This is a genomic window from Peribacillus sp. NPDC046944, assembly GCF_050272735.1.
Taxonomy (GTDB): Bacteria; Bacillota; Bacilli; order Bacillales; family DSM-1321; genus Peribacillus.
On sequence record NZ_JBNNML010000004.1, the window covers coordinates 333,904 to 357,389 of the forward strand.

Annotated in this window: 22 protein-coding genes; all 22 read left to right on the forward strand. The window is 42.0% G+C overall.

Annotated elements, in window-relative coordinates:
• Nucleotides 1–4: 4 nt before the first annotated feature.
• The 22 genes from ACQKIC_RS09900 to hslV all read left to right on the forward strand — a co-directional run bounded on the left by ACQKIC_RS09900 (nt 5) and on the right by hslV (nt 23,482).
• Entirely contained in the window at nt 5–1,771 is a 1,767-nt protein-coding gene (locus ACQKIC_RS09900; RefSeq protein WP_427591091.1) for a vWA domain-containing protein, read from the forward strand.
• Entirely contained in the window at nt 1,761–4,547 is a 2,787-nt protein-coding gene (locus tag ACQKIC_RS09905; RefSeq protein WP_427591093.1) for a VWA domain-containing protein, read from the forward strand. The genes ACQKIC_RS09900 and ACQKIC_RS09905 overlap by 11 nt, the downstream gene beginning before the upstream one ends.
• A 106-nt stretch (nt 4,548–4,653) precedes the next feature.
• A complete protein-coding gene (locus tag ACQKIC_RS09910) occupies nt 4,654–4,986 on the forward strand; it encodes a putative DNA-binding protein (protein WP_402868284.1) in 333 nt (110 codons plus the stop codon).
• 11 nt (nt 4,987–4,997) lie between these two features.
• Nucleotides 4,998–6,338, forward strand: a complete 1,341-nt coding sequence (gene ffh, locus ACQKIC_RS09915; protein ID WP_402868286.1) for a signal recognition particle protein — start codon at nt 4,998–5,000, stop codon at nt 6,336–6,338.
• Between the two features lie 150 nt (nt 6,339–6,488).
• Nucleotides 6,489–6,761 carry a 30S ribosomal protein S16 gene (rpsP, locus tag ACQKIC_RS09920; protein ID WP_053345299.1) on the forward strand — a complete coding sequence of 91 codons (273 nt, stop codon included), beginning with the start codon at nt 6,489–6,491 and terminating at the stop codon, nt 6,759–6,761.
• A 13-nt stretch (nt 6,762–6,774) separates the two neighbouring features.
• The gene (locus ACQKIC_RS09925; protein WP_402868288.1) at nt 6,775–7,005 is read left to right on the forward strand and encodes a KH domain-containing protein; all 231 of its coding nucleotides are present in this window, start codon (nt 6,775–6,777) and stop codon (nt 7,003–7,005) included.
• A 221-nt stretch (nt 7,006–7,226) separates the two neighbouring features.
• Nucleotides 7,227–7,613, forward strand: a complete 387-nt coding sequence (locus ACQKIC_RS09930) for a YlqD family protein (protein ID WP_402956278.1) — start codon at nt 7,227–7,229, stop codon at nt 7,611–7,613.
• Between the two features lie 10 nt (nt 7,614–7,623).
• On the forward strand, nt 7,624–8,142 hold the full coding sequence (gene rimM, locus ACQKIC_RS09935; RefSeq protein WP_402868292.1) for a ribosome maturation factor RimM: 519 nt from the start codon (nt 7,624–7,626) through the stop codon (nt 8,140–8,142).
• Nucleotides 8,142–8,876, forward strand: coding sequence for a tRNA (guanosine(37)-N1)-methyltransferase TrmD (gene trmD, locus ACQKIC_RS09940; protein WP_402956280.1), 735 nt, complete (start codon nt 8,142–8,144; stop codon nt 8,874–8,876). The genes rimM and trmD overlap by 1 nt, the downstream gene beginning before the upstream one ends.
• 131 nt (nt 8,877–9,007) lie before the next feature.
• Nucleotides 9,008–9,355: a 50S ribosomal protein L19 gene (rplS, locus tag ACQKIC_RS09945; RefSeq protein ID WP_402868296.1), complete on the forward strand. Its 348-nt coding sequence runs from the start codon at nt 9,008–9,010 to the stop codon at nt 9,353–9,355.
• Between the two features lie 210 nt (nt 9,356–9,565).
• Entirely contained in the window at nt 9,566–10,120 is a 555-nt protein-coding gene (gene lepB / locus ACQKIC_RS09950; RefSeq protein WP_402868298.1) for a signal peptidase I, read from the forward strand.
• Nucleotides 10,121–10,137: 17 nt separating this feature from the next.
• On the forward strand, nt 10,138–11,010 hold the full coding sequence (gene ylqF / locus ACQKIC_RS09955; RefSeq protein WP_402868300.1) for a ribosome biogenesis GTPase YlqF: 873 nt from the start codon (nt 10,138–10,140) through the stop codon (nt 11,008–11,010).
• A gap of 174 nt (nt 11,011–11,184) precedes the next feature.
• Nucleotides 11,185–11,952: a ribonuclease HII gene (locus tag ACQKIC_RS09960; protein WP_427668613.1), complete on the forward strand. Its 768-nt coding sequence runs from the start codon at nt 11,185–11,187 to the stop codon at nt 11,950–11,952.
• 21 nt (nt 11,953–11,973) lie between these two features.
• Complete coding sequence (locus tag ACQKIC_RS09965) at nt 11,974–14,100, forward strand: hypothetical protein (RefSeq protein WP_427591095.1); 2,127 nt, start codon at nt 11,974–11,976, stop codon at nt 14,098–14,100.
• Entirely contained in the window at nt 14,097–14,369 is a 273-nt protein-coding gene (locus ACQKIC_RS09970; RefSeq protein ID WP_403123188.1) for an EscU/YscU/HrcU family type III secretion system export apparatus switch protein, read from the forward strand. Before ACQKIC_RS09965 ends, ACQKIC_RS09970 begins: the two co-directional genes overlap by 4 nt.
• Before the next feature lie 450 nt (nt 14,370–14,819).
• Nucleotides 14,820–15,980, forward strand: coding sequence for an ADP-forming succinate--CoA ligase subunit beta (gene sucC, locus ACQKIC_RS09975; RefSeq protein ID WP_403123185.1), 1,161 nt, complete (start codon nt 14,820–14,822; stop codon nt 15,978–15,980).
• An 18-nt stretch (nt 15,981–15,998) separates the two neighbouring features.
• The gene (gene sucD / locus ACQKIC_RS09980) at nt 15,999–16,901 is read left to right on the forward strand and encodes a succinate--CoA ligase subunit alpha (RefSeq protein ID WP_427591096.1); all 903 of its coding nucleotides are present in this window, start codon (nt 15,999–16,001) and stop codon (nt 16,899–16,901) included.
• 140 nt (nt 16,902–17,041) lie between these two features.
• A complete protein-coding gene (gene dprA / locus ACQKIC_RS09985) occupies nt 17,042–17,908 on the forward strand; it encodes a DNA-processing protein DprA (protein WP_427591098.1) in 867 nt (288 codons plus the stop codon).
• Nucleotides 17,909–18,173: 265 nt separating this feature from the next.
• A complete protein-coding gene (gene topA / locus ACQKIC_RS09990) occupies nt 18,174–20,249 on the forward strand; it encodes a type I DNA topoisomerase (protein ID WP_427591099.1) in 2,076 nt (691 codons plus the stop codon).
• Nucleotides 20,250–20,648: 399 nt separating this feature from the next.
• Nucleotides 20,649–21,971, forward strand: coding sequence for an FADH(2)-oxidizing methylenetetrahydrofolate--tRNA-(uracil(54)-C(5))-methyltransferase TrmFO (trmFO, locus tag ACQKIC_RS09995; RefSeq protein ID WP_402868313.1), 1,323 nt, complete (start codon nt 20,649–20,651; stop codon nt 21,969–21,971).
• A gap of 60 nt (nt 21,972–22,031) precedes the next feature.
• Entirely contained in the window at nt 22,032–22,934 is a 903-nt protein-coding gene (gene xerC, locus ACQKIC_RS10000) for a tyrosine recombinase XerC (protein WP_402868315.1), read from the forward strand.
• A gap of 20 nt (nt 22,935–22,954) precedes the next feature.
• Complete coding sequence (gene hslV / locus ACQKIC_RS10005; RefSeq protein WP_402868317.1) at nt 22,955–23,482, forward strand: HslVU peptidase proteolytic subunit; 528 nt, start codon at nt 22,955–22,957, stop codon at nt 23,480–23,482.
• Nucleotides 23,483–23,486: the final 4 nt, after the last annotated feature.

Here is a 23,486-nt window from a genome sequence, read left to right on the forward strand (position 1 = left end):
AGATATGCATATTTCAAACCCACTCTTTTTTCTATTGACCATTTTTATCGGAGCCGTCATTCTGTTTTATTTTTTCCGGAAGCAATATGAGAAAACGAAGATTTCGTCCAATTTATTATGGGAGCAGGTGCTGAATGAATGGCAGGTTTCTCCATGGCTTCATAAATTACAGCATAATCTCTTATTCTGGCTTCAACTTCTCGTACTTCTCCTCCTCATGTTCGCGTTGGTTCGACCCTTTTGGTTTCAAAAGGGCATTCCGGGCGACCACCTAATCCTAATTGTCGACACATCGGCTTCGATGAGTGCAAAAGAAGGGGAGCTCACCCGGTTTGAAAAAGCCAAGCAAGAAGTGGGGGAGATGCTTCAAGCGGTGGATGATCAAGAAGTGACAATCATAGATGCTGGTCAAAAGCCTGTGATACTTGCCAATCACGAAACAAACCGGGCTGAGTTAAAAAAACAAATAAAAGAAATGGAGCTAACATACAGTCATGAGCATGTTGATAAGGCATTGAAACTGGCAGACTCGCTAGCGGCTGGAAAAGAATCGGTCATTCATTTATACTCCGATGCGGTTGTGGAGGAGGACCTTAGGGGGTTATCGGAAGACATTCCCATTGGTGTACATAATTTCAGCAGCCTGACTGGCAATCTCTCCTTGCTTTCATTTGGCACGGCAAGCTCTGAAGGAGGCATTACTGGGGTGGCGGTCATTGAAAATCAAACGAAGCAGGATGAAACGGTGAAATTTCAAGTAACGAATGGAAAAGATGTTCTATTCACAAAAAGGATAATGGTGAAAGCAAGCAGCGAGAAAATAATTGATATACCGGTTCTGAAAGAAAAACCGTATTATACGGCCTCCATCATTGTGGATGATGACTATTCAGCGGACAATGAAATGACGGCCATCCAAACGGCCGTATATGAGAAAGTCTATGCAGTGGGGGATGTGAATCCATTTTTGATTAATGGGCTCGAAACGATTGGCCTTGATATCATCCAGCTTGACGATAAAGAAAAAGTCGAAATGGATGGAATCGTGATTGCCGAAGGAGTGGACTTAGAGGAACTTGGATCGTACCCGCTTCTTTTTATCAATGCCACTGAAAAAGGAAAACAAAAACTGACAGGTCAACCAAAGGGAACGGGTGACCCACTCATGGACTACGTACAAATGGACAAAGTGTATATTGAATCGGCATCCCCTCCGATCAGCAAGCAATGGCATCATGTTACTACAAGTGAGGGTATACCGCTCATTCAAAAAGGTACGTACCAAGGACAGCCGATCATTGCCCTGAACTTCTCCGTTGCGGACAGCGATTGGCCGTTACAACCTGGATTTCCTATATTTTTATATAATTCCTATCAATGGCTGACCCAACAGTCGAACTTTCTAGGTTACTATCAGCCTGGTGAAGAAAAGTGGTTGAATCTTGGAACGGAAACGGGAAAATTGGCTATATTTACAGAGTCCGGAACGAATCTCTTTTCCATTGATTTGCAAAAGGAGGGTTTTCGAGCGCCAAATAAGCCTGGTATATACGAAGCGATGGCGGGAGAACAGGCATTTTACTTTTCGGTATTATTGGACGAAAGGGAAAAAAGAGTCGATTCAGCTCCGTCGTTCAAGATGAATATGAAATCATCAGAGTTGAAAGAAGGGGGAAGCGATACAAAACAGGATATCTTATGGTACTGGCTGGCTTGTATGGCCCTTCTGCTACTAATGGCCGAATGGGAGGTATATCGACGTGGGTATTGATGTTACTTATCCCCTGTTTTTTTTATTGCTGATTCCCTGTGCAGCCCTTATTTATATGCATGTGATAAAATCACGTAATCAAACGAAGCATGTAGAGACGGTCGTTGTGGCCATATTGCGGTCATGTATTTTTTTTCTCATTGTATTGGCACTGAGCGTTCCGCAATTGCTACAACCTATCAAGGGATCGACGGTTGTTTTTTTAGTCGATCGTTCTGCAAGTGTCAAAGACTCTGGCACAAAGTCGCTTGCTTGGATTGAGAAAAGTGTTGAAACAATGGGTAGAGACGACTCTTTTGCGGTGGCAGCCTTTGGGGGCAGTGCCGTTGCTGAGCAGGCGTTGTCGACAAAACATACACCCATAAGCCAATTTAGCGGTGAAGTGGAAGAAGAGGCAAGTCAATTGGATTCAGGCATTCAATTTGCTTCCTCGCTCATTCCGAGCTATTCAAGTGGGAGAATCGTCCTTTTTTCGGATGGCAATGAAACGTCGGGAAGCAGTGTGGAGGAGGCCAAACTACTTGCAAATAAAAATATTGAGCTCGACATCGTGCCACTAATCGAATCGATTGGCGAAGATGTCGCCCTGAAGAATGTAACGATTCCCCCATCTATCTATCAAGGCGAAAAAACGGAGATTTCATTGGAGGTCTTTAGCAATACAGCGAAAAAGGCGACTGTCCGCATTTCACTGAATGATCAGGAAATCATCAAAAAGGCAGTGAGTGTAAAAGAAGGGACTAATTTATTCTCTGTTTCTCATACAGCCGAGAAAACTGGACTACAAGTATATAAGGCCGAAATCATCGCTGAAAATGATACATTTGCGGAAAATAACCAATTGCAGGCAATCACGAATGTAAAAGGCACACCAAAAGTATTGATTGTCGAAGGTGAGTCAACAGGACGGCTTGAAAATATTTTGAACGGCAGCGGGCTAATTGTCGAATCGACGATACCGGAAAAACTGCCGACCACTTTATCCGGTTTTTTACAATACCAATCGATTGTGTTTAATAATGTTCCTGCCACCTCAGTCTCGGAAATTCAAATGAAAATGATAGAGCGGTCCGTTAAGGATTTCGGTAATGGGTTCGTGATGACCGGCGGAGAAAATAGTTTCGGGCTCGGCGGGTATTTCAAGACACCAATTGAGAGATTACTTCCAGTAGATATGGACATCAAAGGAAAAAAAAAGATGCCATCTCTTGGACTGATGATTGTTCTCGACCGATCAGGCAGTATGGATGGAAACAAGCTATCATTGGCAAAGGAAGCGGCTGCCCGCTCTGTTGAACTTTTGCGTGAAAAGGATACGTTTGGATTCATTGCCTTCGATGACCGACCATGGGAAATCATCGAAGCAGCCCCACTTAAGGATAAGGAAAAAGTCGTGGAGAAGATTCGTACACTGTCTTCAGGTGGCGGTACTGAAATCTTCAGCTCGCTTGAAATGGCCTATGATAAGTTAAGGGATGAAAGGTTGCAGCGGAAGCACATTATTTTGTTGACCGATGGACAGTCAAACGCTTCAAGTAATTATGAAGACTTGATTGAAGAAGGAAAGGAAGAGAACATAACCCTCTCTACCGTTTCAATTGGAAATGATGCCGATAAGAACCTACTTGAGGACTTGGCCGACTTTGGTGCGGGGCGCTATTACGATGTCACGGATGCTTCCGTTATTCCGAGCATTTTATCGAGGGAAACCGTCATGGCGAGCCGCACTTACATTGAGGATACCCCATTTTATCCATCTATCAAGGACAATCCGGAATGGAACGGATTGTTTAAGGATGGCGTACCTAAGATGAATGCCTACATCGCGACAACTGCAAAGCAGCGTGCATTACAGTCGCTGATCAGTGAAAAAGAGGATCCCGTCCTTGCCGAGTGGCAATATGGAATGGGAACGACGGCAGCTTTCACTTCGGACATTAGTGGGAAATGGTCGGGCGATTGGCCTGCTTGGGGAAAGTGGGGGACATTTCTCAATCAATTGATCACAAACACGCTGCCCAAGTTCGAAAGTGAGCCGTATATGCTCACACAGGATAATGGTGGGGAGGAAACGGTCATCAACCTTGAATCGTCCACACAAAATCACTTTCCTGTATCGGCAAATGTAGTGTCTGAAAAAGGTGAGGAAGTAGACGTCAATACGAAACTCATCGCGCCGGGAAAATACGAAGTCATCATGCCTAAGCAATCAGGGATGTATTTTCTCAGCATAAAACAAGATACCAAGGGTGGAAGTACGAATCTATATCAAACAGGTTTCACCGTGCCCTATTCAGAGGAATACCTGCAACAAGGCCTAAACAAAGCGCTTATTAAGGAATTATTGGCTGTTTCGGGTGGTCAGGAGTTGAAGGATGAATCTGAGGCATTCCGGCCATTGCAAAATACGTCAAGGCAAGAACAAAGTATTAGTTCTTGGCTGCTTTTATCGGCATTCTTGCTCTTATTTTGCGAAATTGCGGTCCGAAGGTTTGGTTGGCACAGAGTTTCGCGTATCTTTACGGGAAGTCGTGAAAAATCAGAAACCACTTCATCTAGGCAAAACGAAAGAGTCGCAAAACTGAAAAAGGTAAAACAAAAAGTTGGTAAGGAAGAAGCATTAAAGAAGCAGCCTGTAGAAATCGAGCAAAAAAAGGAGCAGGTAAAATCAGTGCCAGCTCGCCACCACAAGAAGGAACCTGTAAATAAACTATCGGAATCGGAACGTGAAGAGCAGATGAAGCGCCTGATTGAAGCGAGAAAACGAAAAAAATAATGATTTTTATCTTGTGGTAAGGAGTTTAGCTTGACATGAAATAATCGACACTATACAATATAAACTTGTAAAGGGTTTTCACTTAACAGCAGGGAGGCTTGCTAACATGCTTGAAAAGACAACGCGGATTAATTATTTGTATGACTTTTACCAATCGTTGTTAACGGAAAAGCAGCAGAGCTATATGGCCCTCTACTATCTGGATGATTACTCTCTTGGAGAGATTGCCAATGAATACGAAGTCAGTAGGCAGGCAGTCTATGATAATATAAAAAGAACAGAAGCAATGCTCGAAGAATATGAAGCGAAGCTATTGTTATTTCAAAAATTTCAAGAGCGTAACCAATGGATTGCGAATGTGAAGGATCTTTTAGAGAAGGAATCCTTTTCTAAAGAAAAGTTGCTTGACGCAATTACAGCGCTTGAGAAGTTAGATTAGGAGGCGGCAATATGGCATTTGAAGGATTGGCCGACCGACTGCAGAACACGATGCAAAAAATCCGTGGAAAAGGGAAGGTCAACGAAGCAGACGTTAAAGAAATGATGCGTGAAGTTCGTTTGGCCCTGCTTGAAGCGGATGTTAACTTTAAAGTCGTGAAGGAATTTGTGAAGCGTGTAAGTGAGCGTTCGGTAGGTCAGGAAGTGCTAAAAAGCTTAACCCCCGGTCAACAGGTAATTAAAGTAGTTAAGGAAGAATTGACTCAGCTGATGGGCGGCGAACAGAGTAAGATTGCCGTTGCCTCCAAACCACCGACTGTCATTATGATGGTAGGTCTTCAAGGGGCAGGTAAAACGACGACTACCGGAAAGCTGGCAAATCTTCTTAGAAAAAAATACAACCGTAAGCCATTGTTGGTTGCGGCTGATATTTACCGTCCGGCGGCGATTAAGCAGCTTGAAACACTTGGCAAACAATTAAGCATGCCTGTTTTTTCCCTAGGTGATCAGGTCAGTCCTGTAGAAATTGCGAAACAGGCGATTGAAAAGGCGAAGGAAGAACATCATGATTATGTGTTGATTGATACCGCAGGTCGCCTCCATGTTGATGAAAATCTGATGGGCGAACTGAAAGATATCAAGGAATTGACCAAACCGGATGAAATCTTCCTAGTTGTCGATGCGATGACAGGTCAGGATGCTGTCAATGTGGCTCAAAGTTTCAATGAACAGCTCGGTCTAACTGGAGTCGTATTAACGAAGCTAGATGGGGATACTCGTGGTGGTGCGGCACTTTCTATTCGTTCCGTTACGGACACGCCGATTAAATTTGTCGGTATGGGCGAAAAATTGGATGCACTTGAAGCATTCCATCCAGAAAGGATGGCTTCAAGAATCCTTGGTATGGGCGATGTATTGACCCTTATCGAAAAAGCACAAGCCAATGTTGATGAAGAAAAAGCGAAAGAATTAGAGAAAAAGATGCGTACCGCTACTTTTACCTTTGATGATTTCCTTGAACAGCTTGGTCAAGTGCGCAATATGGGACCGCTTGATGATATTTTGAAGATGATTCCTGGTGCGAATAAAATGAAAGGGATGGATAACCTTCAGATCGATGAGAAACAGATTGGTCATGTTGAGGCTATCATCCGTTCAATGACGACGCAAGAGAAAGAACATCCAGAAACCATGAATGCATCCCGCAAGAAACGGATTGCCAAAGGGAGCGGAAGATCGATCCAAGAAGTGAACCGTCTACTGAAGCAATTTGAAGAAATGAAAAAGATGATGAAACAAGTTACAAGCATGCAAAAAGGAAAGAAAAAGGGATTTAAATTCCCGTTCATGTAAGTTTTTTTCATGGGAAATGAGCATAAAAATAGGCTGAAACCGCCTATTTAAACACTTTTTTCACCTGTTAAGAAAAAAACCTTTACAAACATACAAGACATTTGATATTATACTATCTTGTGTGAAACTATTCGGAGGTGCTTATTTAAAATGGCAGTAAAAATTCGCTTAAAACGTATGGGAGCAAAAAAATCTCCTTTCTATCGTATTGTAGTTGCAGATTCTCGTTCACCACGTGACGGACGTTACATCGAAGTAGTGGGAACTTATAACCCGGTGACTCAACCAGCTAAAGTTGACATCAATGAAGAGCTTGCTCTTAAATGGTTACAAGATGGAGCTAAACCATCTGATACAGTTCGCAACTTATTCTCAACTCAAGGCATCATGGAAAAATTCCATGTTGCAAAAAACAGCAAGTAATCGACGCTAGTTGATGAAATCTTTAATTGAAACGATTGTTTCAGCACTTGTGGATCATCCGGAAGAGGTTATTGTAACTTCGAAGGAAGAAGCCGACCGGGTTGTTTATGTCCTCTCCGTTCATAAAGAAGACATGGGCAAGGTCATCGGTAAACAAGGGCGTGTTGCTAAGGCGATTCGAACTGTGGTATATGCAGCAGGATCTTCACAGCAGAAGAAAATCTATTTGGAGATTTCCGAATAAGGAGGGCTAATCCCCTCCTTTTTTTGTACTTCAAGAAAAGTTCAATCCCGGGTCTACTTACAATTTCATGGATTCGGGGTCTAATTTTCATTCTTTTGAGACACATCTTTCACCGTTTTACGTTATACTTAAGAGAATGACCCTCATTTTTTCAAAAGATTACCCTATCATACATATTTTTTGAACGAAATAAGAAATCATAGATAATAGGAGGCGCTGGAATGAAAATTCTCCAAAACGTAATCGTTAACCAAGTATTAACGGAATCCAGCAAGAATCAGCTCCTCGATAAGTACAAATCAAAACGACTACAACTTCAAAAAGAAAGTGAACAGCTTCGTTTTGAACTGAAAAAACTTGAAAAGACCCGTAACCTTCAGCCCGCCAGCCTTCGTTCTCATTTTGAAAAAGAAATTAACCAAAGGCAGGAAAAAATCAAACTGCTTGAATTTCAAATGGAACAGTTGGAAATCCTTCCTATTGGAAGCGAACTGAAGGAACGGGAAGTCCAAAGCATTATTGATGTAGAAATCGGGGCAGATTGGGACGATCTTATGACAACGAAGACAATTGTCATTAAAGATGGAATTGTCTCGGAAATTCGTTAGAGGTGAAAGAATGGAAAACTGGTTTAATGTAGGTAAAATCGTCAATACGCACGGTCTTCTAGGAGAAGTCCGTGTTATTTCATCAACAGATTTCCCGGAGAAGCGGTACAAAGTTGGCAATACGCTGTATTTGTTCAGGGAAACAGAGAAAAAACCATTGCCGCTTACAATCAGGTCACACCGGACTCATAAAAACTTTAATCTATTGACGTTTGAAAACTATTATAACGTCGGTCAGGTAGAAGCTTTCCGCAACGGGATTTTGAGAATAAAGGAATCACAGCTTGGCAAACTGGATGAGGGGGAATTTTTCTTCCACGAGATCATCGGCTGTAAGGTCTTCACGGATGAAGAAGAGGAAATAGGAGAAATCGTAGAGGTATTGACTCCAGGTGCCAATGATGTTTGGGTCATTAAAAGGACGGCAGGCAAGGATGTTCTAATCCCGTATATCGATCAGATTGTAAAAGAGGTCGACATCTCGGAGAAAAAGGTTATCATCACGCCGATGGAAGGACTATTGGACTGATGAAAATCGATGTACTTTCTCTTTTTCCAGAAATGTTCGAAGGAGTGCTTGGTTCGTCTATGTTAAAAAAGGCGGCAGAAAAGCAGGCTGTCAGCTATCAAGTGACCAATTTCCGCGATTACGCAGATAATAAACATTCAACTGTTGATGATTACCCATATGGCGGTGGGGCAGGCATGGTGTTGAAGGCACAGCCCATTTTTGATGCTGTAGAAGCGATCAAAGGCCAAGGTGACCTAAAACCTAGGGTAGTACTCCTTTGCCCGCAGGGGGAGCGCTACACGCAGAAAAAAGCAGAGGAACTTGCAAAGGAAGAACATCTCATTTTCGTATGCGGCCATTATGAAGGATATGATGAGCGTATCAGGGAGCATATCGTCACAGATGAGATATCAATAGGCGACTATGTACTTACAGGTGGAGAATTGGGGGCCATGGTCATTATAGATAGTGTTGTCCGCTTGTTGCCGGGTGTTCTTGGAAATGTTGATTCCCCGATTCTTGATTCCTATTCTTCTGGTTTATTAGAGCACCCTCATTACACTAGACCTGCAGATTTCCGGGGCATGAAAGTCCCGGATCCACTCATATCCGGAAATCATAAAAAAATAGATGAGTGGCGGATGAAAGAATCATTACGGAGAACATGGCAGAGACGACCTGATTTGCTTGAAAGCTATGAACTTTCCGATCTTGAGAAAAAATTGCTGTCAGAGATTCAAAAAGAAGAATGATCGCTATTGCATCAATGCATATTGTATGGTAGGATAGACCTTGTGACTTGGGCAAAAGTCCGGTCTTATATCGATGTTCCGCTGCAAAACAATTCAGTATTTGCAAGAGCGTCCAGGAGGAGTTGGAATTCATGCAAAATCTTATTAACGAAATTACAAAAGAACAACTTCGCACAGATCTTCCATCATTCAGACCTGGTGACACAGTACGTGTACACGTTAAGGTTATTGAAGGAACTCGCGAACGTATTCAGTTGTTTGAAGGCGTTGTAATCAAACGTCGTGGCGGCGGAGTTAGTGAAACTTTCACAGTACGTAAGATTTCTTACGGCGTTGGAGTAGAACGTGCTTTCCCTGTTCACACACCAAAAATTGCGAAATTAGAAGTTATCCGTCACGGTAAAGTCCGTCGTGCGAAACTTTATTACCTACGCGAACTTCGTGGTAAAAAAGCACGTATTAAAGAAATTCGTCGTTAATTCTTCGAATCTCTCTATGCGGGTTTACCATGATCCACATAAGGTGCGAAACCAAATCGTATACAAAAAAAGGAGCCTGTTTAACAGGCTCCTTTTTTTATCGATTAAACCATCCGGAAAAGAAGTGAGAGGGTCCTAAACCTGCTCGCTATAGCGTCCGTAACATGTTAAAATGATTAGATGATATGCTTTTCTAAAAGGGTGGTAAGGATGGCGAAAAAGAAAAATGAATTGTGGGAATGGATAAAGGCAGCCCTAATTGCGGTCATTTTAGTAACGCTTATTCGTTATTTCCTTTTGGCCCCAATCTATGTGGACGGCTTTTCCATGATGCCGACTTTGAAGGATACAGACCGTATGCTCGTTAATAAATTCTCTTATTCAGTGGGTGAACCAAAAAGATTCGACATCATCGTCTTTAAAGCGCCGGAAGGCAAGGATTACGTTAAACGGGTCATCGGTCTTCCCGGTGAAAAGGTGGAATATAAAGATGATATACTTTATGTGGATGGAAAAGCATATGGCGAACCATATTTGGATGAATATAAAAAGCAATTGATTGATGGTGGACCATTGACCGAGCCTTTTACATTAAGTGATATCATTGAACAAGAAACGGTGCCTGAAGGACATTTATTTGTTTTGGGAGATAATCGTCGCTTCAGCAAGGACAGCCGCCATATCGGGGTTGTTTCGTACCGGGAAGTGTTAGGCAAAACTAAATTAGTTTACTGGCCAATCAAAGACTTTCGATTGGTGGAATAGTAGAAAGGTGGATTCCATTGACAATACAGTGGTTCCCTGGCCATATGGCCAAAGCGAGACGGGAAGTAACAGAAAAATTAAAACTGGTGGACATCATATTTGAACTTGTGGATGCACGTATCCCGGCATCTTCACGGAATCCGATGATAGATGAGATCATCCAGCATAAACCAAGGCTTATCTTGTTGAATAAAGCCGATATGGCTGATCCGGTAAAAACCAATCAGTGGCTTGATTATTATAAATCACAAGGTAAAACGGCAATTGCCATTAACTCACAGGCGGGAAATGGTCTGCATCAGATTACGACGACTTCTAAAATGCTCTTGAAAGAGAAGTATGATCGGATGGAGTCAAGAGGAATCAAGCCGCGTGCGATTCGTGCGATGATCGTCGGGATTCCGAATGTCGGGAAATCGACGCTGATCAATCGGCTTGCTAGGAAGAACATTGCCAAAACGGGCAACACGCCTGGTGTGACGAAGGCTCAGCAATGGATAAAGTTCGGTAAGGAACTCGAACTTTTAGATACACCGGGTATTCTGTGGCCTAAATTCGAGGATCAGGAAGTCGGTTTAAGACTGGCCTTGACAGGAGCAATCAAGGATACGATTTTAAACTTGCACGAAGTCTCTCTCTATGGTCTTCGCTTCTTGGAAAAAGAATATCCAGATCGGTTGAAATCACGATATAATCTTGATGTTATCCCACAAGAAACGCTGGAACTTTTCGATGCAGTTGGGAAGTTCAGAGGATGTATAGCCTCTGGAGGGTATATCGATTACGATAAGACCGCAGAACTGGTCGTTCGTGAGATCCGTTCTGAAAAGATGGGCCCGCTCACATTCGAGCTACCGCCTAAAGAGGACCAAGAAAACACGCCCGACTAACCTCTGTCCGGGCCAAGCTGTACAAGAGAATAAACACGGAGCGGGACTTTAGGCATCGAAGGTTGTTTTAACCAAAATGATGTCTCTTTTCCGCTCCGTATTTTTGATGGAACTATAGGAATGTAACATTTCTGCCGATACTTATAATGATGGGTGATAAAAATGAAAACAGCCATGAATATTAACGAAATTTCTTCAAGATTAAAATCCATAAGTAATCCGGAAGATCCTTTTTTGCAAGAATGCCGAGAGGATGCTCGCAAGGGAGTCGCCGATTTAATCGGCAAATGGAACAAAACCTACGAAAAAGCTCAACAAATCAGGGATACCTTCTTAAAAATGTCAGAGTTTGAGCGAGAGCTGCGCCAACAAGGGTTTTCGGTTCTTGCCGGTATAGATGAAGTTGGAAGAGGGCCCTTGGCTGGCCCGGTAGTGACAAGTGCGGTTATTTTACCAGATACTTTCTATTTGCCTGGGCTAAATGATTCGAAAAAAATTTCCGAGTCCAAAAGGGAACAATTTTATGAGGCGATTCATAAAGAGGCTATATCAATTGGGATAGGCATTGTACATAGCGAAGAAATCGACGAAATCAATATCTATCAGGCTACGAAAAAGGCCATGATGGCAGCGGTGAACAATCTTTCGGAATTGCCGGATCATTTATTGATTGATGCAATGGAACTGGATATGTCCATTCCTCAGCTCTCGCTAATAAAAGGAGATGCTAGAAGTATTACCATATCTGCGGCTTCAATCGTCGCTAAAGTGACACGTGACAGAATGATGAAGGAATATGGGGTAAAGTACCCGGAGTATGGATTTGAAAAGCATATGGGCTATGGTACGAGCCAACACCTCGAAGCTCTCGATAAGCATGGGCTTACACCATGGCACAGAAGAAGTTTCGCACCTGTAAAGGAAATTGCGGCAAGGAAATAAGGATTAAAGGAGGATGAGGGGATGCAATCAATAACAAATGGTCAGTCTGTTTCTACACCCGTTGAGATACAAGGAAGCACGAATCTAAAGAGTGGGCAAATTCTTTTCGGAAAAGTGAATAAGATCTTTCCGAACCAAACGGCTGAAGTGCAGATTGGCCAACAAAAAATGATTGCGCACCTGGACGTCCCGCTACAGGTTGGGGAAAGATATTGGCTTCAAGTGCAGCCAAATGAGGGACAGGTGGTTTTGAAAGTACTTGATTCCCCGAATGTGAACCTCTCGAATACAAAAGAAGCAGCGGCACAGCTACTTGTTTACCTTGGTGTTAAGTCGGAACCAGAGTCTGCAAAGCTTGCCGAGTTTTTACTGAGAAATCAATTCCCCATCACCAAAGATTTCTTCTCATCAGCATTGCAATGGGTTAAAGCGGCAAGTACAACTGAATCGGGACTTTCTGTTATTAAAACGATGTTTACGCAGCAGCTACCTTTTGTTAAGGATGTATTTTTTGCATTGGCCGAACTAGCAAAAGGTGAACCTTTTCATAAGTTACTAAGTGGTCTGCAACAACAATTACAGGAAAGCGGATCTGACACAAAGACGGTGGTGCAGCTAAAAGCCGTATTGGAGTCCCTACATATTACTAAACAAGATCAATTGCAACAAACTGGTTTGCACAGACTTATTGCAACTTGGCTTGATTCCAAGTCGACACCAGATATGAAATCAGGAGCCTTTTCCTTGCTTCAAAAGACTGGTTTCATTCCAAGTGGGATAACTGAAACGGAATTACTGAGAAGAATAGTTGCTGAATCGGTGCGGGCGCCGGAACCCATGAAGACCCCAACGGCTAATAAACTACAGCAAGGACTGCAAGCACTAGCAAATGGAACGCTTGGACAAGGGAATATGGAATCTAACCTTATTAAACTATGGGGGAGTTCGGATATAGGAGCGACGAAATCTTCAGATGTAAAAGATGTAATACCGTATAAAAGCATTGCAACCGATGAAAGGTCTGGACTTAATCTAAACCTGCTTGAACGTGCTTTTGGGAAAGGCTCCTCGGCAAGGGAACCAGGGACTATCCCTATGATTCAACGGAATGGAATCCAAAGCGAAAATGGAGGGCCGGAGTTAATCTCAGAATTATTAAAGAGCTCTAAGGCTGATACCCAATGGCAGGGGATGCAACAGACTGTCCGGCAAATTCCAATGTTTACAAAAGAAGCCCTTAATCTTACTTCACATTTACTTGAACGTGCTTTTTCCGAGGTGTCTGCCAATCGTAAAATCACCCCGGTCGATCTAGAAGTCGATGAATTATTGAGTCAAATAAATAAGGATGTAGGGCAAGTTGGTGAGTCGAAGGGGAAAGTGGGGGATCTTCTACTTCAGGCTTTCAAGCAGGTTCCAGAAACTTCCTCTGCTGCTATCAATCCCGAGAAACTAGTGCTGAGCCATTTAATAGATGAAGGTTTTCAACCAAATGATTTTACAAATGGGACAGCTGTAGCCCAACAACTGAAAGAATGGACCAAAATGCTTGGGCTTCAACTGGAGCATGTTCTTGCTAATCTATCGGGAGGCGAATCGGAAGCGCTATCAGAGGAGTTAGAAACTCTCAAGCCTTTACTCCTAAAATTGTTGAATGAGCAGCATCCACCAGCAATTAAAGACATGGCTGAACAAATAGTGAATCGGCTCACTGCTCAGCAGGTTCTCTCACAGGATAACGGACCCATGCAAAATTTATTGCTCACCCTTCCTCTCAACTTAGGTTCGTCCCAAACGGATTTAACGTTGCAATGGAGTGGAAGGAAAACAAAGGATGGAAAGATCGATCCTGATTACTGTCGTATCCTGTTTTATTTAGAGTTAGAGAACCTTAACGAAACCATCATTGACATGCAAATCCAAAACCGCGTCATCAACGTGACTATCATCAACGAGCAGAATCAAACAATTGAAACTGTGGCGAGTAATTATCTGGACGTGTTGAAGGATAATTTGCGATTGATGGATTACAAGTTATCAGGAGTTTTATTTCAGGACCCAACACGCACAAGAAATACGGGTGTGAGGCAGACTACTGTTCCTTTTTCAGAGACAGGAACTTATAGTGGGGTGGACATTCGGATATGAAACAGGAAAAACGGAAAGAAGCGATTGCCTTAAAATATGATGCAAAGTCATCGCAGGCACCTGTCGTGTTGGCTAAGGGAAAAGGCAAGACGGCAGAGAATATCCTGGCAAAGGCAGGGGAACTGAATATTCCTGTACAGAAGGACGAAACGTTAACGGAACTTTTGGGTCAGCTTGATATTAATCAAACGATACCGGAAGAATTATATGGAGCTGTTGCCGAAGTATTCGCTTTTGTTTATAAGGTGGACCGGAATGCTAAAAGTTAAAACCCTAATTTTATTCGGCAGGTTAAAAAAATGGTCGGATTGTGAAGGAAACCATAAAAAGTACTGAAAAAAATCATTATATTAAAAACATAGTAAACTAATGATAAAAGGATGAAGCAGAAGCTTCGTGCTTTTATTTTTTTTGTCCAAAAAAATAAATAAGGGTGAAAATCTTATAAAAGTGAAGCAAATAAATTCCTAAAAATGGCTTTAAATAAGGTGTTTAATTAAAAAAGTCTGTAGGTGTAAAATGATCATCCTGAAAATGAGCCTATGAATGAATAATGTATTTTCTTCCATATAATAGAAGGTTAATTAGGTATATTGTAATAATTATTTTTCATAGTCGATAAAGAAAATTATGCATGAAAGAGAATTTTGTTGTAATATGGTAGAGAAAACACGCACCAAATTTAAGTTTTGTTTTTTAGTAGATAAGGAGGATGGGAAATGAATATCCATGAGTATCAGGGGAAAGAGATTTTGAGACAATACGGGGTATCTGTTCCAAATGGCCGAGTTGCCTTTACTGTTGATGAAGCAGTTGAAGCGGCGAAGGAGTTAGGTACAGAGGTTGTTGTCGTCAAAGCTCAAATCCATGCGGGTGGCCGCGGAAAAGCCGGCGGAGTTAAGGTTGCGAAGAATCTTGATGAAGCGCGTACATATGCAGAAGAGATTCTTGGTAAAACGTTGGTGACCCATCAAACAGGGCCTGCAGGTAAAGAAGTGAAGCGTTTACTTATCGAGGAAGGCTGCGATATCACCAAGGAATATTACATTGGTCTGGTCTTGGACCGTGCAACGAACAGTGTAGTATTGATGGCCTCCGAAGAAGGCGGAACGGAAATCGAAGAAGTGGCTGAGAAAACTCCCGAGAAAATCTTCAAGGAAGTAATTGACCCTGTGGTCGGTTTAACGGGTTTCCAGGCACGTAGAATCGCTTTTAATATTAATATTCCAGCTCCATTAATAAATAAAGCATCTAAATTGATGATCAACTTATATACAGCATTCGTAGAAAAAGATTGTTCGATTGCCGAAATCAATCCGTTAGTCGTGACGGGGGATGGCAATGTAATGGCCTTGGATGCTAAATTGAATTTTGATGACAATGCAATATACCGTCAGAAAGATATTTCAGAGTACCGTGATTTGGATGAAGAAGATGCTAAAGAAATTGAAGCATCAAAACATGGTCTTAGTTACATATCGCTTGACGGAAATATTGGCTGTATGGTTAATGGCGCCGGGCTTGCAATGGCAACAATGGACATCATTAAACACTATATGGGCGACCCAGCCAATTTCCTTGACGTCGGGGGCGGCGCTACAGAGGAAAAGGTGAAAGAGGCCTTCAAGATCATCCTGTCCGATGAAAAAGTAAAGGGCATCTTTGTCAATATCTTCGGAGGAATCATGAAATGTGACATCATCGCGACAGGCGTCGTAGCTGCTGCAAAAGAGCTAGGCCTGGATGTTCCACTCGTTGTTCGCTTAGAAGGAACGAATGTTGATTTAGGGAAAAGTATTTTGAAAGATTCTGGTCTAAATATCACCGCTGCTGAATCCATGGCAGACGGAGCGCAAAAAATAGTATCACTTGTAGGATAATAGGCAGGGGGGAACATAATGAGCATTTATATTAATAAAGATACGAAAGTGATCGTTCAGGGAATCACTGGCTCAACAGCATTATTTCATACAAAACAGATGTTAGAATACGGTACGAAAATCGTTGCAGGGGTCACTCCGGGTAAAGGTGGAACAGAAGCGGAAGGGGTACCTGTATATAATACAGTTTCCGAAGCTGTCACTGAAACAGGGGCGAATGCATCGGTTATCTATGTACCAGCTCCATTTGCAGCAGATGCAATTCTAGAAGCGGTTGACGCGGAGATTGATCTCGTCATCTGTATTACCGAGCATATTCCAGTCCTTGATATGGTTAAGGTCAAGCGGTATATGGAAGGCAAAAAAACACGCTTAATTGGACCTAACTGTCCGGGTGTGATTACCCCGGAAGAATGCAAAATCGGGATAATGCCTGGCTATATCCACAAAAAAGGCCATATTGGCGTGGTTTCTCGCTCTGGTACTCTGACTTATGAAGCCGTACATCAATTATCACAAGAAGGTATTGGGCAATCATCAGCTGTCGGCATTGGTGGGGACCCTGTTAATGGGACTGATTTCATTGATGTGCTTAAAGCGTTCAATGAAGATCCAGAAACCCATGCGGTAATCATGATAGGGGAAATCGGTGGCACAGCAGAAGAAGAAGCGGCCATTTGGGTTAAGGAAAATATGACGAAACCGGTTGTTGGATTCATTGGAGGACGTACGGCTCCAGCTGGAAAACGTATGGGACATGCTGGTGCAATTATTTCAGGAGGAAAAGGAACAGCCGATGAAAAAATCCGCGTCATGAATGAATGTGGAATTAAAGTTGCTGAAACACCATCGGTCATGGGAGAAACCTTGATATCCGTCTTAAAAGAAAAAGGCATGTACGAACCTTGTAAAACGCATTAATAAGAGATGGGCCGACCTGATATTGGTCGGCCTTTATTTCACTTCTATAGTATGTACCTTCGAAAGCATCCATGACTTCGTTTGACAAACCATACGACCATCCCCTGTTTTTGAATAATCCTCAAAGGAGTGTTTCCAAATTGAACAGAAATGATAAGCTAATCCACCTTCATCATTGTCGTGGTGCAGGCTGGAAAACGATAAAAGTGATCTTGGCTGCAGACCCATCCCTCACCACCCTCTTTACAAAAACGTATGCTGAATGGAAAGAAATTCTCTCCATCCCGAACGACAAACTCCAACTCTTTCTCGCAGACTTGCATTCTTACAATACGATTGAAAAACTGAAACAATATGAAAATAATCAAATCCACTGTATGACGATTTTTGATGAAGACTATCCATATCTATTAAGACAAATTTTCGATCCCCCCTGGGTGCTTTATTTAAAAGGCAATAAACAGCTTTTAGCTAAGAAGAATACCATAGGTGTCGTTGGTACACGGAATCCAACCTCGTACGGGTTAGAGGCCTTAAAAACGATTTTAACGCCACTCGTAAAGAGAAAATTCGTGATTATTAGTGGAGTGGCAGTTGGAATTGACGCGATTGCCCATAAAATCACGTTGAACGAAGGTGGACATACGATAGGGGTTTTAGGAGGGGGATTAATGCACATTTATCCGAAAATCAATATTCCACTCGCAAGGGTGATCATCGATAAGGGATTGCTTCTTTCGGAAACCCCTCCGACTAGGAGATCGGAACCTTGGATGTTCCCTCTCCGCAATAGAATCATCAGTGGTTTATCGCAGGGGATTTTCGTGGTAGAGGCAAAGCAGAGAAGTGGTTCGCTTATCACAGCGCAGGCTGCACTTGACCAGGGAAGGGACGTATTTGCACTTCCTGGTAATATAACTAGTCTTGAATCAATGGGGACTAATCAATTAATTCAAGAGGGAGCTAAATTAGTTTTGACAGCTGAACAGATTGAGGAGGAATATTAAAACAATATAATATAGAAGATATACGGTGAAACCTCCAATTTTTGTCGAAAAAGGTGCTTTTTTAGGTGAATAGAATAAAATATTAGACAAAAAGGTTGAAAAAATTGTAAAACTGTTATAAGTTTTGCAACAGGCACCTCTTGTCAAAATATCTAAATCCTGATGAATCAGCGGGATTGGAAAAGTAAAGAGGTGTTGACAAATGATTTTTGAATGATTAATAATAGTGAAGATTTATATTACCTCTTTGAGGAGGATTTATTGGATGTCAGATTACTTAGTGATTGTGGAATCGCCCGCAAAAGCAAAGACGATAGAGCGATACTTAGGAAAGAAATATAAAGTTAAAGCTTCCATGGGTCATGTACGCGATCTACCTAAAAGTCAAACGGGTGTCGATGTTGAACATGGCTATGAACCTAAATATATAACAATCCGCGGCAAAGGCCCGGTTTTAAAAGAATTGAAAACAGCAGCAAAAAAAGCAAAAAAAATCTATCTCGCAGCTGACCCCGACAGAGAAGGTGAAGCGATTGCCTGGCATTTAGCGCATAGCCTCGACGTCGACATAAACTCGGATTGCCGTGTCGTATTCAATGAGATTACGAAAGAAGCAATCAAAGAATCATTTAAATCTCCGAGACCGATTAATATGCAATTGGTTGATGCCCAGCAGGCAAGGAGGATATTGGATCGTTTGGTCGGGTACAATATTTCCCCTCTATTGTGGAAAAAAGTGAAAAAAGGCTTGAGTGCCGGACGGGTTCAATCAGTTGCAGTCCGAATGATCATAGATCGTGAAAAAGAAATCAAAGACTTCGTTCCTGAAGAGTATTGGACAATCAAGGCCGATTTTGTAAAAGGAAAAGAACAGTTTGAGGGTTCCTTTTTCAGCCTTGCGGGAGAACGTACTGAATTGAATACGGAAGAAGACGTGAAGAAGGTTCTGGATTCTTTGAGCGGTGGGGAATTTACAATCGGTACCGTGACGAAAAAAGAAAGAAAACGTAATCCAGCTGCACCATTCACAACTTCTTCCCTACAACAGGAAGCTGCGCGTAAATTGAATTTCAGGGCCAAGAAAACGATGATGCTTGCCCAGCAGCTTTACGAAGGAATTGAGCTAGGAAAAGAAGGAACAGTCGGACTGATTACTTATATGAGAACGGATTCAACCCGGATTTCCGATGTGGCTAAGCTCGAAGCGCATAACTTCATCTCAACTAGTTATGGTGAAGAGTATGTCCAGACGGAACAGCGTAAAGAGAAAAAACAGACAAATGCCCAGGATGCCCATGAAGCAGTGAGACCGACTAGCACACTGCGGGAACCAGGTTTAGTGAAAGAATTTTTATCCAGAGACCAATTCCGTTTATATAAATTGATCTGGGAACGTTTCGTTTCAAGTCAAATGTCTTCTGCTGTTATGGATACAATGAGCATCGACTTACATAACGGAGATGTCATATTCAGAGCAAATGGATCAAAAGTTAAATTTCCTGGTTTTATGAAGGTCTATGTTGAAGGAACGGATGACTCGGTGGAGGAAAAGGAGAATACCCTTCCTGATGTGAAAAAAGGTGATCGATTCTTTTCAAAAGATGTTGAGCCTAAGCAGCATTTCACGCAACCGCCGCCCCGCTATACAGAGGCACGCCTTGTTAAAACGCTGGAAGAATTAGGCATAGGTCGGCCATCCACTTATGCCCCTACTTTGGATACGATACAAAAAAGGGGTTACGTCACGCTTGATAACAAACGATTTATCCCGACCGAACTTGGTGAAATAGTCCTTGAACTAATTCGCGAATTCTTCCCATATATCCTGGATGCTGAATTCACAGCCAAGATGGAACAGGAGTTTGATGGTGTAGAGGCTGGAAGTGTTGAATGGGTTAATGTCATTGATGACTTCTACAAGGATTTTGCTGTTGATTTGGCCAAGGCAGAAGCCGAGATGGAAAAGATTGAAATTAAAGATGAACCTGCTGGCGAGGATTGTGAAGAATGCGGTCATGGAATGGTCTTCAAAATGGGGAGATACGGAAAATTCATGGCATGCAGCAATTTTCCTGACTGCCGTAACACGAAACCAATCGTCAAGGAAATCGGTGTGAAGTGCCCAAAATGTAAAGAAGGAAACATCATCGAGCGGAAAAGTAAAAAACGCCGCCTGTTTTATGGATGCGATACGTATCCAGGGTGTGATTTCATTTCATGGGATAAGCCATTGCCGCGTAATTGTCCAAAATGTGAAGGTACCCTTGTTGAGAAAAAACTTAAAAAAGGCGTACAAGTACAATGTATGGACTGTGATTTCAAAGAGGTACCTCAAGCTTAAGGAAAGGTGGGCAATCATGCCCACCTTTTTCATGTTCACCAAAAAAGGACTGACTCGGGTAGAGCTGAGTTTCTTCATATTAGGTAAGGTATGATATCATGATAAAGAGAAGGATGTTCCTCGCAGAATATATTGGAAAGGCATGAAACTTTTTAATTTTGCTTAAGTATTGTAAAATTCAGTGGACAAGTGCCTTCATTTAAAGTTATAATTCCTCTTTGTGTCCAGTTATTGTTTCTGTAAGAACACGACTTAAGGCATTTATCCAAATAGACATACTTAAAAAGTGCATCAGCAGGAATGTGCAAGATGGGGTATACATATAAACATATCGTTAAAATGAAGATTTTGTAAAAAACAATTTTGATGATAAATCTTCCTGTTTTATCATATCTATACATGGAGGTTCGAAATATGAAAGAAGCAAAAGTAAGTGTAATTGGTGCTGGGCTTGCAGGAAGTGAAGCTGCTTGGCAATTAGCTAAAAGAGGAATAAAAGTTGATTTGTACGAAATGCGTCCGGTTAAGCAAACGCCTGCACACCATACCGATAAATTCGCTGAACTTGTTTGTTCCAATTCACTTCGGGCAAATACGTTAACAAATGCTGTAGGTGTTTTAAAAGAAGAGATGCGAACATTGGATTCCGTTATTATTTCCGCAGCAGATACTTGTGCTGTTCCTGCTGGTGGTGCATTAGCCGTCGATCGTCACGAATTTGCTGACCTTGTAACGGAGAGGGTGAAAAATCATCCAAATGTGACCGTGTTCCATGAAGAAGTGACAGAGATTCCTGAGGGTCCAACCGTCATAGCTACGGGTCCATTGACTAGCCAATCTTTATCGGATAGCTTGAAGCAAATTATGGATGAAGAATATTTATATTTCTATGATGCTGCAGCTCCAATTCTTGAAAAAGAAAGCATCAATATGGATAAAGTCTATTTAAAGTCCCGCTATGATAAAGGGGAAGCTGCTTACTTGAACTGTCCGATGACCGAAGAAGAATTCGATCGGTTTTATGAAGCGCTGATTTCTGCAGAAACTGTTCCACTTAAGGAATTTGAAAAAGAAATCTTCTTCGAAGGGTGCATGCCAATAGAAGTAATGGCATCTCGTGGGAAAAAGACGATGCTATTCGGACCGTTGAAGCCGGTTGGATTGGAAGATCCAAAAACGGGTAAACGACCATTTGCTGTCGTTCAACTTCGTCAAGATGATGCAGCTGGAACCCTTTATAACATTGTTGGTTTTCAGACACATTTAAAATGGGGACCTCAAAAAGAGGTACTTCAGCTGATTCCAGGATTAGAGAATGCTGAAATTGTCCGTTATGGAGTGATGCACCGCAATACATTCATCAACTCTCCGAATGTGTTAAAGCCGACCTATCAATTCAAAAACCGGGAAGATTTATTCTTTGCCGGCCAGATGACGGGTGTGGAAGGGTATGTGGAGTCTGCCGCATCAGGACTGGTCGCCGGAATTAATGCAGCAAGACTGGTTCAAGGGATGGAACCAATCGTTTTCCCTGCTGAAACGACAATGGGGAGCATGGCAAGGTATATTACGTCCACTAACGGGAAGAGCTTCCAGCCGATGAATGCGAATTTTGGTCTCCTCCCAGATTTAGAAATCAGAATCAAGTCGAAAAAGGAACGAAATGAGGCACATGCAAATCGCGCTTTAGACACAATTCAGAACTTTGTGAAAAGTTTGTAAAATTATTTGCCTGCTGTTTTAAAGTATGATACTATTTATAAGCCTTTGCGAGGTGTTTCTATGATCAATCAAAATAAGGCGTTATCTTCCTTCATTGAATATCTACAAATAGAAAAAAATAGTTCACACTACACGATTGAAAATTACAAGCGGGATATTCACGAATTTTTCTTATTCCTGAACGAACAACGGATTACCGATGTCGCGTCAGTCGAATATATGGATGTCCGGCTATATTTGACGAATTTATATGAGAAACAACTTTCAAAGAGGACTGTAGCAAGAAAAACATCTTGTTTGCGTAGTTTTTATAAATTTCTAATGAGGGAAGGGGAAGTCAAGGATAATCCTTTTTCCCTTGCATCTTTACCCAAAAAGGAACAGAGATTGCCTCGCTTTCTGTATGAGGAAGAAGTCAATCAGTTGTTTTCTTCTTTAAAGAAAGATACCCCAATTGAAATAAGAAACGTTGCATTACTAGAATTACTGTATGCTACTGGCATTCGCGTAAGTGAGTGCTGTGAAATCAAAGTACAGGATATCGATCTCTCGCTTGGAACCGTACTGATCCATGGAAAAGGGAAGAAAGATCGGTATGTCCCGGTTGGCAGTTATGCTCAGGAAGCGATAGATTTATACATACGTACAGCCAGGATGGAAATGACATCGTCTGACGCTAAGGCGCATGCTTATTTATTTGTTAACTTTCGCGGAGAACCCCTTACACCTAGGGGGGTCCGTTATATATTAAATGAATTGATTAAAAAGTCGGCCGCTGATGGAAATCTGCATCCCCATATGTTGAGGCATTCATTTGCCACTCACCTTTTAAATAACGGAGCAGATATACGTACGGTTCAGGAACTGCTTGGACATTCAAAAATTTCATCTACGCAAGTGTATACGCATGTAACAAAGGACCAATTAAAAAAAGTCTACAATGCATCACATCCGCGGGCTTAAAAGTTGAAAGGGGACACTTTATGACAACGATATTTGCAGTGCATCATAAAGGAGAATGTGCCATGTCCGGTGATGGGCAGGTTACTTTAGGGAATTCAGTAGTGATGAAGCATACGGCAAGAAAAGTGAGGAAAATCTTTAACGGGAATGTCCTGGCAGGTTTTGCAGGTTCTGTTGCAGACGCATTCACTCTTTTCGAAATGTTTGAAGCCAAGCTTGAGGAATACAATGGGAATCTTCAACGTGCAGCCGTCGAAATGGCGAAGCAATGGCGGAGTGATAATGTGCTTAGAAAGCTGGAAGCAATGTTAATTGTCATGAATAAACAAGATTTGCTTCTCGTTTCCGGTACTGGAGAAGTAATTGAACCTGACGACGGGATTCTAGCCATAGGATCTGGTGGAAATTATGCTCTAGCTGCAGGCAGGGCTTTAAAGCGTTTTTCTAGTGAAAACCTATCGGCAAGGGAAATAGCCCAATCATCTTTACAAATTGCAGCGGAAATTTGTGTATTTACAAATACGAATATAATCGTGGAAGAGTTGTAAGGAG